Genomic DNA, 15,147 nt, shown 5'->3' with positions numbered 1-15,147 from the left:
CTTCATGGAGTTAAATCGTGATACCATAAGGAAAATAAGAGGACTGATTGTGTTTACAGCGCTGGTGATCGTATGCCTGTGGAAACACGAGATGGTATTTGATATTTTGGGATTCGTATTTGGTATCCTGTTTCCATTTATTTTGGGCGGAGCAATTGCCTTCGTCCTGAATGTGCCGATGTCGTTTATTGAGCGGCACCTCTTTCCTGAAGAACGAAGAGAGAAATCCAAAGGGATGAAGAAACTTGCCAGACCGGTCAGTATGCTGATTGTGCTGTTTGCGGTAATCGCAGTGGTTGGGCTTGTCATGTTCGTAGTGCTGCCGCAGCTTGCGAGTACATTTGCCGGATTGGGAAAAAGTATTCAGGCGTTCATTCCGCAGGTGCAGGAATGGGCAGATCAGCTGTTTCACAATAATGATGAGATTATGAATTGGGTGAACAGCCTGGAATTTGACTGGAATAAGATTATGAATGCAGTTATAGGCTTCTTCCGAAACGGTGCTGGAAGCGTGTTGAATTCAACGCTGACGGCGGCGAGAAGTATCGTGAGCGGTTTGACAACATTCTTTATTTCATTTGTGTTTGCAGTATATATTCTGCTTCAGAAGGAGAAGCTGTCTGTACAGGCTAAGAAGGTGCTGTTCGCATTTGCAAGAAAGGGGCGTGCAGAGGCAACGCTGGAAGTATTGGCTCTGACTTATAATACTTTCTCTAGTTTCCTGACGGGACAGTGTGTGGAAGCGGTGATCTTAGGAAGCATGTTCGTAGTCACGATGACGATTTTGAAGCTGCCATATGCGCTTTTGGTGGGAATCTTAATTGCGTTTACGGCATTGATTCCGATCTTCGGAGCGTTTATTGGATGTGTGGTTGGAGCATTTTTGATCTTTATGGTAGATCCGGTGAAGGCGCTGATCTTTATTGTAATGTTCTTGGTACTGCAGCAAATAGAAGGAAATCTTATTTACCCTCATGTGGTGGGCAGTTCGGTGGGGCTGCCGTCCATCTGGGTACTGGCTGCGGTTACGATTGGAGGAAATCTGCTGGGAATCGTGGGAATGTTGATCTTTATTCCGCTGGTTTCTGTCGTGTATGCTTTATTTAGAGAGATTGTGTATCTGAAATTGAAGCAGCGGAAGATTTCTCCGGAAGAGATTGTGTGAGGAAGGAAGACGAAGATGATGGCAGCAGAGAGAATTGAGAAGTTAAGAGTGGAAATGAGACGGGAAGGGATAGACTGTTATGTCGTCCCTTCCGCTGATTTTCACCAAAGTGAATATGTGGGAGACTATTTTCATGCGAGGGAGTATCTGACCGGATTTACAGGGTCGGCAGGAACGGCGGTGATCACAGCAAAGGAAGCTGTTCTTTTTACAGATGGAAGATATTTTATTCAGGCAGAAAAGGAACTAAAAGGGACGTCCATTCAATTGATGAAGATGGGAGAACCGGGAGTTCCTACGTTGAAGGAATATGTAAGAAAGATGCTTCCGGATCAGGGTGTCCTTGGATTTGATGGGCGTGTGATCTCTATGGAGGATGGCTGTGAATATGAGAAAATGGTGACCGCTAAGGGTGGTGCGATCCGATATGAAAGTGATTTGATTGACAGAATTTGGACGAATCGGCCATCCCTTTCTAAGGAACCGGCATTTGAGCTGGATGTGTGCTACGCGGGTGAATCGGTGGAAGAGAAGCTTGCGCGAGTTCGTAAGGAGATGGAAAAGGTCGGTGCAGATTGGCATGTTTTGACGACACTTGACGATATTGGATGGCTTTTGAATCTTCGAGGAAATGATATTTCATTTTTTCCGATGGTGCTGGCTTATTCATTAATTAGTATGAGGGAAGTGAGGCTTTATATCGATTCGGATAAGCTTGGAGAAGACTTAAAGGCGAGACTTGTCCGCGCGGGAGTCCGATTTTTTGCATATGAAGAGATTTACCGGGAGATAGGGAAGCTTACGAATACGACATTCCTTCTGGATCGAGCGCGCATGAACTATGCATTGTACCGGGAGATCCCAGGTAGTGTGGCGGTAGTGGAAGCCGCTAACCCAGAGGTGATGTTCAAGTGTCGTAAGAATCCCGTGGAGATTGCGAATATTAGAAAGGCTCAGATGAAGGACAGTGTATGCCATATCCGATTTATGAAATGGCTGAAAGAACACGTAGGAACGGAGCGGATTACGGAAATCAGCGCTTCTGAGAAGCTGGATGAATTCCGAAGAGGACAGGAGCATTTTATCAGGCCAAGCTTTGATCCGATCGCAGCGGCAGGAGAGCATGGGGCGATTGTGCATTATTCGGCGACAGAAGAGACGAACAAAGAGCTTAAGCCGGGGATGTTGTTTTTGATGGATACGGGAGCTGGATTTTATGAAGGATCTACGGATATTACGAGAACTTATGCTTTGGGAGAGATTCCTCAGGAAATGAAGGAAGACTTTACGCTGGTTGCGATCAGTAATCTTTCGCTGGCGAATGCAAAGTTTTTGGAAGGGTGTACGGGTGTGAATCTGGACATCCTTTCCAGAAAGCCGTTTTGGGACAGGGGACGGGATTTTAAGCATGGAACTGGACACGGTGTTGGCTATCTTCTGAACATCCACGAGGGGCCGATTGCGTTTCGCTGGAGGGGCGTTCCCGGGGGAATGCCGGCCTTTGAAGAGGGAATGGTGATTACGGACGAGCCGGGAATTTATATCGAAGGATCTCACGGGATCCGTTTGGAAAATGAGCTGTTAGTGCGAAAGGCAGAGCAGAACGAATATGGGCAGTTTTTGTATTTTGAACCGCTTACCCTTGTGCCGATGGATTTGGACGCGATTGTGCCGGAAATGATGAGCGAGGACGAGAAGCGCATGTTAAATGCCTACCATAAGAAAGTATATGAAGAGATATCGCCATATCTGAGTGAAGAGGAGCGGGTATGGCTTCTGGAATACACAAGAGAAATATAGAGAATAAGGAAACTTTAGATAGGGGAACCGCCACGGAAAATTTACTTTTCTGTGGCGGTTTCTCTGTGAATCACTATTTAATCACTTCTTTGATAATACGATGCCAGTTCTTGTAGGCGATCTTTTCAATCTCATCTTCATGGAAGCCAACTCGCTTCATTTCAGCGATGACGTTTGGCACGTGGGAGGCATCTTCCAAACCGATCGTATAAGGATTTGCCTGGCTGCTGAAAGAGCTTAAGGTATCGCCGCACAGGAATTCGGAGAAATCAAATCCAAATCCGACATGATCAATTCCCATTACCTCTACCATATGTACCAGATGTTTTACCAGATTTTCTACTGTCTGCTTGTCCTCTTCGGCATGGACGAATTCATTGAAGGAATTTAATCCGGCGATGCCTCCGGTTCTGGCCAGTTCTTTTAGCTGGTCATCCATCAGATTCCGGCGCTGGTTGCAGAGAGCGCGGCTGTTAGAGTGAGTGGCAACGACCGGTCCATGAGCTGTTGAGAGCAGATCCCAAAAAGACGTATCATTTAGATGGGATACATCAAGGATCATTCCCAGGTCTTCGAGTTTATGGACAGCTCTCTTTCCGAGATCCGTAAGTCCTCGTTCCGGAGTGCCAAGAGCTCCGGTTGCCAGAGGATTTTCTTCGTTCCAGGTAAGACTTGCGTGTCTTGCACCGAATTTATAAAATTCATCAATCATGTCCACGTCTTCGCCAATGCTTTTTAAACCTTCCAGTCCAATGAAGGCATACATCTTGCCTTCTTCCTTCGCTTTCATCATATCTTCGTAAGAACGGGAAACCTTTAGGATGTCGGCGCATTCCGGTTCTTCCTGAGTGATGGCAGCCATCATTTGATGGGTACGTTTCAGTGGATCGGCATCGAATGGAGGGTCGTTCCAGATTACAAAGATGCCACCCTCGATTTGACCTTTTTTCAGGCGTTCATAGTGATATTTGCGAAAAATATCGTGTTCCTGATTCAAGTAATGGTGTGTAACGTCAGTCCATATGTCGCAATGTGCATCAAAGTTCATAAGCAGACCCCTTTCTGTTATTTGTGAAATATTTAATTAATAAAATACAGGAGCGATATTGGAATCCGCCCCTGTATTCTTCCTCTCAATGAAAACTTTATCTTTGTTCAGTTGTAATTCCCCTATTGACAAAATCTTTTATAATCCAAGGATACTTCCTACGATTAATCCGAAGTAGGTACCAAGTACATATCCCAATGTACCAACCAGTACGATTGGTCCGACCAGTTTGGTCCATCCTTTTGATACAGCCATAGCAGCAGCGGTTGTAGGTCCACCGATGTTGGCATTAGAAGCAAGGATGATATCTTCCAGGTTGAATTTCAGTAATTTACCAGCTACAAGGCTGAAGAGCATATTTACTGCAACTACGATTGCTGCGAATACAAGCAGTAATGGAGAGTTCTTAATAATCATCGGAACAGATGCAGGTACACCGATTACGAAGAAGAACAGGTAAATCAGGAAAGTACCAAGTTCGTTTGTTCCTTTGATTTCTCCAAAGAATCCAGGTGCAAATGTTGCACATGCCATGGAAATGGTAGTAATCCACAGATACATGTTACCAAATAAGGTGTTAAGCATCTGCAATACAGGATTGCTTGTTGGAATAATTGCTGTAAATACGCCGCCGATAATATTGGAGATTGCCACAATTGTAAATGCAGTAGCGGCTGCGAGAGCAATGTCCTTTAAGGAGATTTCTTTTCTTCCCCAGAAAGCTGCTGCGTTGGTTTCACCGGCTTTTTTGTTTCCGGAAGCGCTGGCTGCTTCAATCTCATCTACGTAAGGATGTTTGTAGTGTTTGCGGAAGAAACCGATGGATGGCATTGCGATCAGTACAAAGAAGTATAATGCCATCAGTAAGTTATCTGCAACAGTAGCTGCAGAAATCATATCTCCAGATACTTCAAATGCAGCGCCAAGTGCAGCAAAGTTTACAGTACCGCCGATGTAAGTACCGGTGAATACGCCAGCCAGTCCGTCAAGCTCAGGAATAAAGTTTCCTAAAACCGCGTAACCAAGGAGTGCGCCGCAGGCAGTACCAACAGAACCAATTAAGAAAATAATCAGGATACGTCCAGCTTCTTTTCCGATTTTACGCATATCACACTGTAATAACAAAAGTGGAATAGCAAGCGGTACTACGTATCCCCATACTGCATCCCATACAGGTGCAGCCATTGGAATGATACCAAAGTTAGATAAAATAATTGCGAGCACCAGAGCAATGATTGCTCCCGTTACTTTTGCGGCCCAGTCGTACTTCTGCTCTAAATAAATAGCAGTAGCAGCTCCCAGTGCACAAATAGCCCACAATACCCAGGTGTTATCCGCTCCGATCAGCGGATTGTTCAGATCGAAAATATGTCCCCACATACTCTCTTCCTCCTTTCAGATGTCTAAATCGTGATGAACTTTTTGAATTCATCGTTTGGATTAAAACTAGTGTATAACTTTTGGCGATAAAAGTCAATATTTATAGATAAAAGTCGGTATATTTATAACTATTAATAATAGTTTGTCGTATTTTGAGGAAATGTAAATTCAAAAGAAGATTTCTATGCAGAAAATCCGGAGTGTTTTCTTAAGAATTGTGATGTGATCACGGAGATTTGGACGGGTGTGCAGTATGCTGAAACCAAGAAACATTATCGTAGAAAAGGAGAGAAACATATGGGTTTATTTGATCGTTTACAGGATATGCCAAATCTGGAGGAAGGAATCAAAAAAGTGCAGGCGACACCGGGCGCGGTACTCTTGGATGTAAGATCTGTGGAAGAGTACAAGCAGGGACATTTGGAAGGAAGCGTGAATCTTCCGATTAATCAGATCCCAACGATAGACATTTCCAAAGATACCCCTATCTTTGTGTACTGTTTAAGTGGAGCAAGATCTAAGCGTGCGGAGAAATTTCTGCAAAAAAATGGATATCAGGCAGAGAATATTGGCGGGCTTGCCGGATATAAAGGAAAGCTGGTTGTATAGATCAGGCGGGGAACCGGTCACTTTTGGTTAGAAATGATGATCCCTGCATTTGCAGTAAAGGATGCCGGCGAGGGTGCTGATAGTGGTTGCGATGATTGCGGCGCCAACGATTGCGGCAGGATTGACGCTTCCATATTGGCTGCGGTAGGCAATGACGTTGACTGGAATCAGCTGCAGGGAAGAAATATTGAGAATCAGGAAGGTGCACATTTCATTGCTGGCAACGCCTTGTTTTTGCGCAGGCAGTCTGCTGTCACGGCGCTCCTGTTCTAAATTCGATAGTTCTTCCATTGCTTTTAGTCCGGCGGGAGTGGCTGCCCAGCCAAGGCCCAGAATGTTGGCAATTATATTGGTAGTGATGGCTTCTTCTGCCGGATGTCCATGGGGAAGGCGGGGGAACAAAAAATGGATCAGCGGGCGGATTCGCCTGGATGCGCTGCGGATGATTCCGGATTTGGCGGCGATTTCCATAAGCCCCATCCAAAGAGACATAACGCCCATCATGGTAATACAAAGAGTAATGGCTTCTTTTGCAGAGTCAAGGGCTGCGTTTGTGATATCAGGCATGGTTCCTGAGAAGGCGGCAAAGATGACACCGGTCAGGATCATGCCTGCCCAGAGATAGTTGAGCATAGGATCGCTTTCTTTGAACCGTTTTTATAAGATATGCGGGGAAATATCAGATATGCAGAGAAATATCTAATATGTATGATCTTTTCGGGCAAAGAAAGGAAGAGTCTGGGAACCGGGAAGTGCGAAGGGTGGGAACCGGACAGTGTGAAGTGTGAAAATCAGGCAGTGCGGAGCGTGAAATGGATCAGGATTTCAGGGAAGGCCAGACGGTGAACAGCATGGTAACAAAGCAGGCGGTGCCTCCGATGAAATTGGAGATTGGTTCCGCAAGGAAGATTCCGGTGGTTCCAAGACCTGCGATTTCCGGAAGGAGTAAGGTCAGTGGAATAACGATAATCACCTTTCTAAGCAGGGAGAAGAAGATGGCCTGACGGGATTTGCCAAGCGCTGTGAAGGTGGATTGTCCGGCAAATTGAAGGGACATCATAAAAATACCGAAAAAATATAAATGCATGGCTGGAACGCCCTGGCTTAAAAGTTCCGGTTCGTCGGTAAACAGCTGAATGAAAAAATGTGGGAAACAAAAAAGCAACGCCCATGCAGTCAGGGAAAGAAGGATACAGCATATGGTCGTGAAACGGATCGCAGATCTGACACGATCATATTTTTTTGCACCGTAATTAAAGCTCATAACCGGCTGCGCACCGGAAGTCAGACCGGTTACCGGCATGGTGACAATCTCTCGGATGGAATTGATGACAGTCATAATTCCGACGTAGATATCTCCGCCATAATGCTGAAGGGTCGCATTGCAGATAATCTGAACGGAACCGTTGGTAATAGACATGACGAATCCGGACATTCCCAATGCGGAAATTTCTCGGATCAGTGGAGACTGTAGCTTAAGCTGTTTTCTTGACAACGGAATAATTTCTTTTTTATAAATTAGGAAATGAAGAACCCAGATTGCAGAGACCAACTGAGCGATAATGGTGGCAAGGGCAGCGCCCTTTACGCCCATTTGGAATACAAAAATAAATAACGGATCCAAAATTAAATTCAGCAAAGCGCCAATAGAAACGGTCAGCATTCCGGTGATCCCGTAGCCCTGCGCATTGATAAAATTATTCATTCCAAGGCTGATCATCACGAATAATGTACCGATGAGATAAATATTAAGGTAGGAAGCGGCGTATGGGTAGGTTGTGTCACTGGCGCCAAATAGGTAAAGAAGCGGTCGCTTGAACAGGCCGCAGAGGATGGAAAGTAAAAAGCCGGAGAGAACCAGCATGGAAAAGGAATTCCCCATAATCGCTCCGGCCTTATCTGGTTCATCTGCGCCGCGGGCAATACAAAATAATGGCGCGCCGCCCATGCCGAACAGATTTGCGAATGCAGTAATGATGGTGATGATGGGAAGTGTAAGCCCGATTCCAGTCAGCGCTTGGGAGGATGCATGCGGAATATGGCCGATGTAGATGCGGTCTACGACATTATATAAAACATTGATGAGCTGGGCAGCAGTCATGGGAAGTGCGAGACGAAGGATGTTCCCGGAAATGCTGCCGATGCTGAAATCATTTTTGGAAGCTGTGTGCTGTGACATGATAATCTCCGTTCCGCCGCCATAGCGGCAGCATATAGTAGAACTCTGCGCTTTGAAGCCGATTTGGTAAACGGTTCTGCGAGGGTTTGATTCTATTTTAGTACCCTGATGGTGGGATTTCAAGAATGAGAAGCCGGAAAAGTGACATATACTTTCAGGAAGAGAAACAAGAGACGGAAGAAAGGTGATTTTTTGAAGTTTCTATTAGCGGTCAGCGACTTTATTGTCCCGATGGTTATTTTTGGAATTGTCTGCTTCGGAGTGCTGAAAAAAGTGGAGGTATATGATACCTTTGTGAAAGGAGCTAAGGATGGATTTGCTACGGTGTTAAAAATTATGCCGACGCTGATTGGTCTTATGGTAGCGGTGGGGGTGTTGAGGGCGTCTGGATTCCTGGATTTTCTGGCGGGGCTGATGCAGCAGTTCACCGGGAAGATTGGGTTTCCGGGGGAACTGGTGCCATTGACGCTGGTGAAGATGTTCTCATCATCGGCGGCTACCGGACTTTTACTGGATGTGTTCAAAGAATTTGGAACCGATTCTTACATTGGACTGATTGCCTCAATCAGTATGTCGTGCACCGAGACAATTTTCTATACAATGAGCGTGTACTTTATGGCAGCTAAGGTTACCAGGACCAGATATACGCTGGCCGGAGCACTGTTTGCGTCTTTGGCTGGGCTTGCAGCCAGTATGGTGCTGGCTGGGGGAATATGTTGAAAAAGGAGAGAAACATCTGGGACGGAGTTTTTTGCAAAAAACTCCGTCCCAGATGTTTCCTTATTACGTCAAATGAGGCCGGTCCGATATCTAAAACGGCCTTGTGAAATCGTTTCTGGGAGAATTTATCTCCCCAGTTTTCCACAGCGTCTTTCTTTAATTCCAGGAATTCTACGTATCCGATGTAGTATTTTAGGTAATTACCAGGATCTCCGATGATGAGAGTGTGGATATCTTGAATTGTATCCGTATCCTGGATGCCATATTGGCGGAAGAATGCAACGGTTTCTGCAAATGTCCAGCCATCATAGTGGATTCCCATATCTGCCAGGGCGTACAGACCCAGCATCAGGGAGGAGTTTTTTTGCAGAATGGTGGCTTGATTTTTGGGAAGCGGGGTATAGTAGTAACTGATCATTTCTGTATAGGTCGCCCAACCTTCTGTATAGCCTCCATAGTTTAAGAGACTGCGTACGGGAGATGGATTTTGACTTGCATAGTAGGTGGTCTGGTAAAGGTGACCGGGATATCCTTCATGGGCAAGTGTTGTGAAAAGAGACAATCCATCAGGAAGGTGCCCTTTGTTGATGTAAATGGTATTGTTTTTGGTGTTGTCGATGGAAGGAATCATATAGAAGGCAGGGCTTAAATATTCTTCCATTGATTTTTGCACGTACTTGATGTTTGTAGTGACGTCTGGTGGTTTTGGAAAAGCGTTTTTCATCTTCTGAGACAGTGTGCTTAAAATTTCGGCGGGCTCATCAAAATCAGGAAGTGAAGTCTGATCTGAAAGGGGAGCAGAGGAGGAAGAACTGGCTAAGGGATCTTTCCTACAGGTGGTTAAAGCCGTTTGAAGACAGGAGAGATCGTCAGCCATCTGTCGCTTGGTTAGTTCCTGAAGTTGTGGAATACTTCGGTGAGAACCGGTTTCGGCGGCAACCAGTGTTTCGTAGAAGTTTTTTCCGTTTGGAAGATGAGCAAGTCCGTCGGAGTTTTTCCCGCTGTCCTTTAGTGATTCCAAGGCAGTCAGAAGATTTTGATAAGCAGGAATTACATAGTTGGAAATGCAGTTAGAATTTTCTTCTCTATAATGATCTGCTTGTTGTTTGGAGATGGGCAGTGGAGCAAGGCGATTTTGAAAAGAAGAAATTAAATAATTATCCGCACCCATGTCGATGAATGCCTTACATTCTTCTATAAGGGCATCGGCACAGTAAGCAGGCATAAAAAGATCGGATTGTGCCTTCGCTTTTTCAAAATTTATAATAGAAGAGAAATAATCAGGTGTCTTAGTTAACAAGTTTAAGTAGGTCTTTACATCATTTTCCGTATGGAACTGGTACTCAGACAATAGAACGGGGAGTTGAGACTGCGTACCGGTCAGTGGAGTAAGTGGTTCATCGTAGAGAAGATAGGGGGCTTGTGCAAGGGAGAGGGTAAGGGAATCTTCCATGACATCGTAAGTTAATTGATTTTCTTTGGATAGATTTGCCCGGTCATAGGAGCGAAGCTGCTCCAGGCTTTGTTGAATCGAAGCGGTGGCGGCTTTGGTGTCAGTTGAGCAGTGTCCATAGGTCACTGGAATTTTACGAATGCCGTAGTCGGTGGGATTTTTCAGCATATAATGGAGTGAGATTGTATTCCCGGAGACTTCCTGACGGAAGAACTGTTTGGTATAGTCCTCAAACTGCTGGTTCTCAGATTTAGCAGAAGTTTGAGAAAGAGCAGCGGTCAGAAGGAGAAGAAGGCTTGCGAAGAGAAGGAGAATTACAGAACGTTTTTTGGTCATAATGAATCCTTAAAGTTTTTACTTATATATATGAAGGAAAGCGGTATGATATGTGGAGGAAGAAATGTTGGTTGACCTTGACATTTAGGGGCGGATTATGCTACGATTTCTAACATGGTAAATAGGCAAACGCAATGACGAAGAGAGTACGTTTTTTGACATTTTACAGAGAATTCCTAAGAACCGCTTGCGGGGATGCTGAGAGGGATAGATGGAGACTGACGGAAGATGGCTTCTGAGTGGTGCGGCTGAGCATAAGGTATGAGAATAAATAGATTTCAAGACTTTATATTAGGCTGCAAAGGGATCGCCCTTTATAGCGAAAGATGCGACAATTATGGCAAAAGAGATACATTTGCCGGATTGGCACCTGCAGAGGCTCTGACTGTGAAGTGGGAGTGAATGGAAGTGGTAACGCGGGAAATTCCGCCTTCTCTGATTTTTCTGATTTTGGAAAAATTGGAGTTTTTTTATGCTTATGGAAAGGTTTGCTGTTTATACAAAGGAAATAAGGAGAGGAAAAATGGAGAATAATAAGAAATTTTATATGACGACAGCGATTGCTTATACATCTGGGAAACCGCATATTGGAAACACCTATGAGATTGTACTGGCTGATGCAATTGCAAGATATAAGAGAAGCCAGGGATATGATGTGTTCTTTCAGACTGGAACGGATGAGCACGGACAGAAGATTGAACTGAAAGCAGAAGAGGCGGGAATTACGCCGAAGGCTTATGTGGACAATGTTGCCGGTGAGGTGAAAAAGATCTGGGATCTGATGAACACTTCTTATGATAAATTTATCCGGACAACGGATGAAGATCACGAGAGACAGGTGCAGAAAATATTTAAAAAATTGTATGATAAAGGAGACATTTATAAAAGCTCTTACGAAGGATTGTACTGTACTCCATGTGAATCCTTCTGGACAGAGTCTCAGCTTGTAGATGGAAAATGTCCAGACTGTGGACGGGAAGTGAAGCCGGCTAAGGAGGAAGCATATTTCTTTAAAATGAGTAAATATGCAGACAGATTGATTGAGCATATCAACACACATCCAGAATTTATTCAGCCGGTATCCAGAAAAAATGAGATGATGAACAATTTCCTTCTTCCGGGGCTGCAGGATTTATGTGTGTCAAGAACTTCGTTCAAGTGGGGAATTCCTGTAGATTTTGATGACAAGCATGTAGTTTACGTTTGGTTGGACGCGTTGACCAACTACATCACCGGTATTGGATACGATGCAGATGGAGACAGCACGGAGCAATTCAATAAAAATTGGCCGGCAGATCTGCATTTGATCGGAAAAGATATTATTCGTTTCCATACACTTTACTGGCCAATCTTCCTGATGGCGTTGGATTTGCCGCTTCCGAAGCAGATTTTCGGGCATCCGTGGCTGCTGCAGGGCGATGGAAAGATGAGTAAGTCAAAAGGAAATGTGCTGTATGCAGATGAACTGGTTGATTTCTTTGGAGTAGACGCAGTACGTTACTTCGTGCTTCACGAAATGCCGTTTGAAAATGATGGTGTTATTTCCTGGGAACTCCTGGTTGAGCGTATTAACTCGGATCTTGCGAATACACTGGGAAATCTGGTAAACAGAACAGTTTCTATGACAAATAAATACTTTGCTGGTACTGTAACAAATAAGGATGTGACACTGGATGATGAAAATGCTGCTATTGATGCAGATTTGAAATCCGTTGTGGAACAGACACCATTAGCAGTTGAGAAGAAGATGGAAGAGCTGCGTGTGGCAGATGCGATTACGGAAATATTCAATTTATTTAAACGTTGCAACAAGTATATTGATGAGACAATGCCATGGGTGTTGGCGAAAGAAGAGGATAAAAAAGATCGTCTCGAAACGGTACTCTATAATCTGATTGAAAGTATTAAGTCCGGAGCAAAGCAGCTGGCACCGTTTATGCCAGAGACATCTGAAAAGATTCTGGCACAGCTTGGTGATGGCAAAGTGACAGAGAAACCAGAAATTCTCTTTGCAAGACTGGATTTGGAAGAAGTGCTGAAAAAGGTAGAAGAACTTCATCCAAAGCAGGAAGAGGAAAATGTAGAAGAGACGGACAAAGATGTGATAGATATTGAGGCAAAACCAGAGATCACATTTGAAGATTTCGGGAAAATGCAGTTCCAGGTTGGAGAGATTATTGCTTGCGAGGAAGTAAAAAAATCCAAGAAACTTCTCTGCTCTCAAGTGAAAATTGGAAGTCAGGTAAAGCAGATCGTTTCTGGAATCAAGAAAGACTATAGTGCAGAAGAGATGGTGGGCAAGAAGGTTATGGTTCTTGTTAATCTGAAGCCAGCGAAGCTGGCAGGCGTATTGTCTGAAGGAATGCTTCTTTGTGCAGAAGATGCGGATGGAAATTTGGCGTTGATGACACCGGAAAAAGCGATGCCGGCCGGCGCAGAAATTTGTTAAAAGGGACAGGGTGATTTTAATTTGGGACGGAGTTTTTTGAAAAAAACTCCGTCCCAAATTGACCGAAAAAATGATTCGTGATAAAATATCCGTGGCAACTTGGAAGTGAAACTGTGTACAGAAAGGCAGGAGTAAAGAATGGAAAAAATCAGAATTGGTATAGTTGGTTATGGTAATATAGGCAGGGGCGTAGAAAAGGCAATCTGCCGTAATGATGATATGGAATTGAAAGCAGTATTTACAAGAAGAGATCCATCTTCCGTAAAGATTGCAACAGAAGATGCAGTAGTGAAAAGCTTTGATGAAATGCTCTCGATGAAGGATGAGATTGACGTTATGATGCTTTGTGGAGGTTCTGCAACTGATTTACCGGTTATGGGTCCACAGGTTGTGGAAAACTTCAATATTATCGACAGTTTTGATACTCATGCAAAAATCCCGGCATATTTTGAAAATGTGGATAAATCAGCAAAAAGTGGTGGGAACATTGGGATTATTTCTGTCGGCTGGGACCCAGGGATGTTTTCTCTAAATAGATTGTATGCAGAGTCCATTCTAGTACAGGGAAGTACGTATACATTTTGGGGAAAAGGTGTAAGTCAGGGACATTCTGATGCAATCCGTAGGATTGAAGGCGTTAAGAATGCAATCCAGTACACAGTTCCGATTGAAGAAGCAGTAGACCGTGTGAGAACAGGAAGTGAGCCACAGCTTACAACCAGAGAAAAGCATCTTCGTGACTGCTATGTGGTAGCAGAGGAAGGCGCGGATAAAGAGGTCATTGAACAGGCAATAAAGACAATGCCAAATTACTTCGATGAATACGACACAACCGTAACATTTATTACCGAAGAGGAACTAAAAGCAAATCATAGTAAAATGCCGCATGGTGGTTTTGTGATTCGTACGGGAGAGACGGGAACCGACGGCAACAAACACGTGATAGAATATTCTTTGAAGTTAGATTCCAATCCGGAATTTACAGCAAGCGTGTTGGTAGCGTATGCAAGAGCAGCGTATAGATTGTCAAGAGCTGGGGAGTGTGGCGCGAGAACGGTATTTGACATTGCGCCTGCATTGTTGTCACAGAAAACGCCGGAAGAGCTTCGAGCATCAATTTTGTAAATATATATAATAATGGGAAAGAGTTTAATTTGGGACGGGGTTTTTTGAAAAAAACCCCGTCCCAAATTAAAAATGGAGGATATTATGATTTTTGAAACGCATGCGCATTATGATGATGAACAGTTTGCGGAGGATAGAGAAACGCTTCTTGATTCTATGGCTGAGGGTGGTGTGGGCAATATTGTAAATGTCAGCGCAACCTATGATTCTTGCGAGCGAGTTGTGGATATGGTTCAGAAGTATCCGTTTATGTATGCGGCGGTAGGAATTCACCCAGACGAAGTTGGCAGTCTTAATGAGGAATCTTTTGAGTCTATGAAAACATTATTTCAAAGAGATAAAGTGGTTGCGGTCGGAGAGATTGGGCTTGATTATTATTGGAATAAGGAGAACCATGAAATGCAGAAGAAGTGGTTTATTCGTCAGCTTAATTTGGCGAGGGAAAAGAATCTTCCAGTATTGATTCACAGTCGGGAAGCGGCTGCAGATACGATGGAAATTATGAAGAATTATGCAAGTGGACTTAACGGTGTGATTCATTGCTATTCTTATTCAAAAGAAATGGCGTTGGAATATATTAAGATGGGCTTTTATATCGGTGTTGGTGGTGTCGTAACATTTAAAAATGCGAGAAAATTAAAGGAAGTAGTGGAAGCAATTCCATTGGAGTCCATTTTATTGGAGACAGATTGTCCGTATCTTGCTCCAGAGCCGTATCGAGGGAAACGCAATTCTTCTCTTTATTTATCTTATGTGGCGGATGAAATTGCTAGATTAAAAGGGATTACTAGAGAAGAGGTTGTTCGTCAAACAGAGGCAAATGCGAGGGAGATGTATCGTATTTGGTAAAGAAAAATTCATGTTTTCTTAATCTTTGTTTAAA

Annotated in this window: 12 protein-coding genes; 7 read left to right on the top strand and 5 right to left on the bottom strand. The window is 44.0% G+C overall.

Annotated features, from left to right (window positions below):
* The first annotated feature begins 4 nt into the window (after nucleotides 1-4).
* Both WKT00_RS11405 and WKT00_RS11400 read left to right on the top strand, forming a co-directional pair.
* On the top strand, nucleotides 5-1,165 hold the full coding sequence (locus WKT00_RS11405) for an AI-2E family transporter (protein ID WP_340263728.1): 1,161 nt from the start codon (nucleotides 5-7) through the stop codon (nucleotides 1,163-1,165).
* A gap of 15 nt (nucleotides 1,166-1,180) precedes the next feature.
* Nucleotides 1,181-2,965 (top strand): aminopeptidase P family protein, encoded by a 1,785-nt coding sequence (locus WKT00_RS11400; protein ID WP_340263726.1) that lies wholly within the window; start codon nucleotides 1,181-1,183, stop codon nucleotides 2,963-2,965.
* A 73-nt stretch (nucleotides 2,966-3,038) separates the two neighbouring features.
* Here WKT00_RS11400 and WKT00_RS11395 read toward each other — a convergent pair whose 3' ends face one another.
* A complete protein-coding gene (locus tag WKT00_RS11395; RefSeq protein WP_101696091.1) occupies nucleotides 3,039-4,013 on the bottom strand; it encodes a dipeptidase in 975 nt (324 codons plus the stop codon).
* Between the two features lie 138 nt (nucleotides 4,014-4,151).
* A complete protein-coding gene (locus WKT00_RS11390) occupies nucleotides 4,152-5,393 on the bottom strand; it encodes a DUF819 family protein (protein WP_101696090.1) in 1,242 nt (413 codons plus the stop codon).
* Between the two features lie 297 nt (nucleotides 5,394-5,690).
* Here WKT00_RS11390 and WKT00_RS11385 point away from each other — a divergent pair, with 297 nt between their 5' ends.
* On the top strand, nucleotides 5,691-6,002 hold the full coding sequence (locus tag WKT00_RS11385) for a rhodanese-like domain-containing protein (RefSeq protein ID WP_101696089.1): 312 nt from the start codon (nucleotides 5,691-5,693) through the stop codon (nucleotides 6,000-6,002).
* Between the two features lie 27 nt (nucleotides 6,003-6,029).
* Here the strand turns inward: WKT00_RS11385 and WKT00_RS11380 are convergent, their stop codons facing one another.
* Nucleotides 6,030-6,635, bottom strand: a complete 606-nt coding sequence (locus WKT00_RS11380) for a nucleoside recognition protein (protein ID WP_101696088.1) — start codon at nucleotides 6,633-6,635, stop codon at nucleotides 6,030-6,032.
* A 184-nt stretch (nucleotides 6,636-6,819) separates the two neighbouring features.
* On the bottom strand, nucleotides 6,820-8,181 hold the full coding sequence (locus tag WKT00_RS11375; RefSeq protein WP_340263721.1) for an MATE family efflux transporter: 1,362 nt from the start codon (nucleotides 8,179-8,181) through the stop codon (nucleotides 6,820-6,822).
* 192 nt (nucleotides 8,182-8,373) lie between these two features.
* On the opposite strand from WKT00_RS11375, the gene WKT00_RS11370 reads away from it, so the two are divergent.
* The gene (locus WKT00_RS11370) at nucleotides 8,374-8,901 is read left to right on the top strand and encodes a spore maturation protein (RefSeq protein ID WP_101696114.1); all 528 of its coding nucleotides are present in this window, start codon (nucleotides 8,374-8,376) and stop codon (nucleotides 8,899-8,901) included.
* Here WKT00_RS11370 and WKT00_RS11365 read toward each other — a convergent pair.
* On the bottom strand, nucleotides 8,810-10,690 hold the full coding sequence (locus WKT00_RS11365; protein WP_340263718.1) for a DUF885 domain-containing protein: 1,881 nt from the start codon (nucleotides 10,688-10,690) through the stop codon (nucleotides 8,810-8,812). The two genes, WKT00_RS11370 and WKT00_RS11365, sit on opposite strands and share 92 nt — an antisense overlap.
* A gap of 478 nt (nucleotides 10,691-11,168) precedes the next feature.
* On the opposite strand from WKT00_RS11365, the gene metG reads away from it, so the two are divergent.
* The 3 genes from metG (at nucleotide 11,169) to WKT00_RS11350 (ending at nucleotide 15,113) form a co-directional block, all read left to right on the top strand.
* Nucleotides 11,169-13,139 (top strand): methionine--tRNA ligase, encoded by a 1,971-nt coding sequence (gene metG / locus WKT00_RS11360; protein WP_101696113.1) that lies wholly within the window; start codon nucleotides 11,169-11,171, stop codon nucleotides 13,137-13,139.
* Between the two features lie 138 nt (nucleotides 13,140-13,277).
* The gene (locus WKT00_RS11355; protein WP_101696085.1) at nucleotides 13,278-14,264 is read left to right on the top strand and encodes a diaminopimelate dehydrogenase; all 987 of its coding nucleotides are present in this window, start codon (nucleotides 13,278-13,280) and stop codon (nucleotides 14,262-14,264) included.
* Between the two features lie 84 nt (nucleotides 14,265-14,348).
* Entirely contained in the window at nucleotides 14,349-15,113 is a 765-nt protein-coding gene (locus WKT00_RS11350) for a TatD family hydrolase (RefSeq protein WP_101696084.1), read from the top strand.
* Nucleotides 15,114-15,147 lie beyond the last annotated feature (34 nt).

This window comes from Dorea sp. ICN-14282 (genome assembly GCF_037890115.1).
Taxonomy (GTDB): domain Bacteria; phylum Bacillota; class Clostridia; order Lachnospirales; family Lachnospiraceae; genus Dorea_B; species Dorea_B phocaeensis.
The sequence above is the reverse complement of the archived record's forward strand: the minus strand, read 5'-3'. Positions and strand labels throughout refer to the sequence as shown.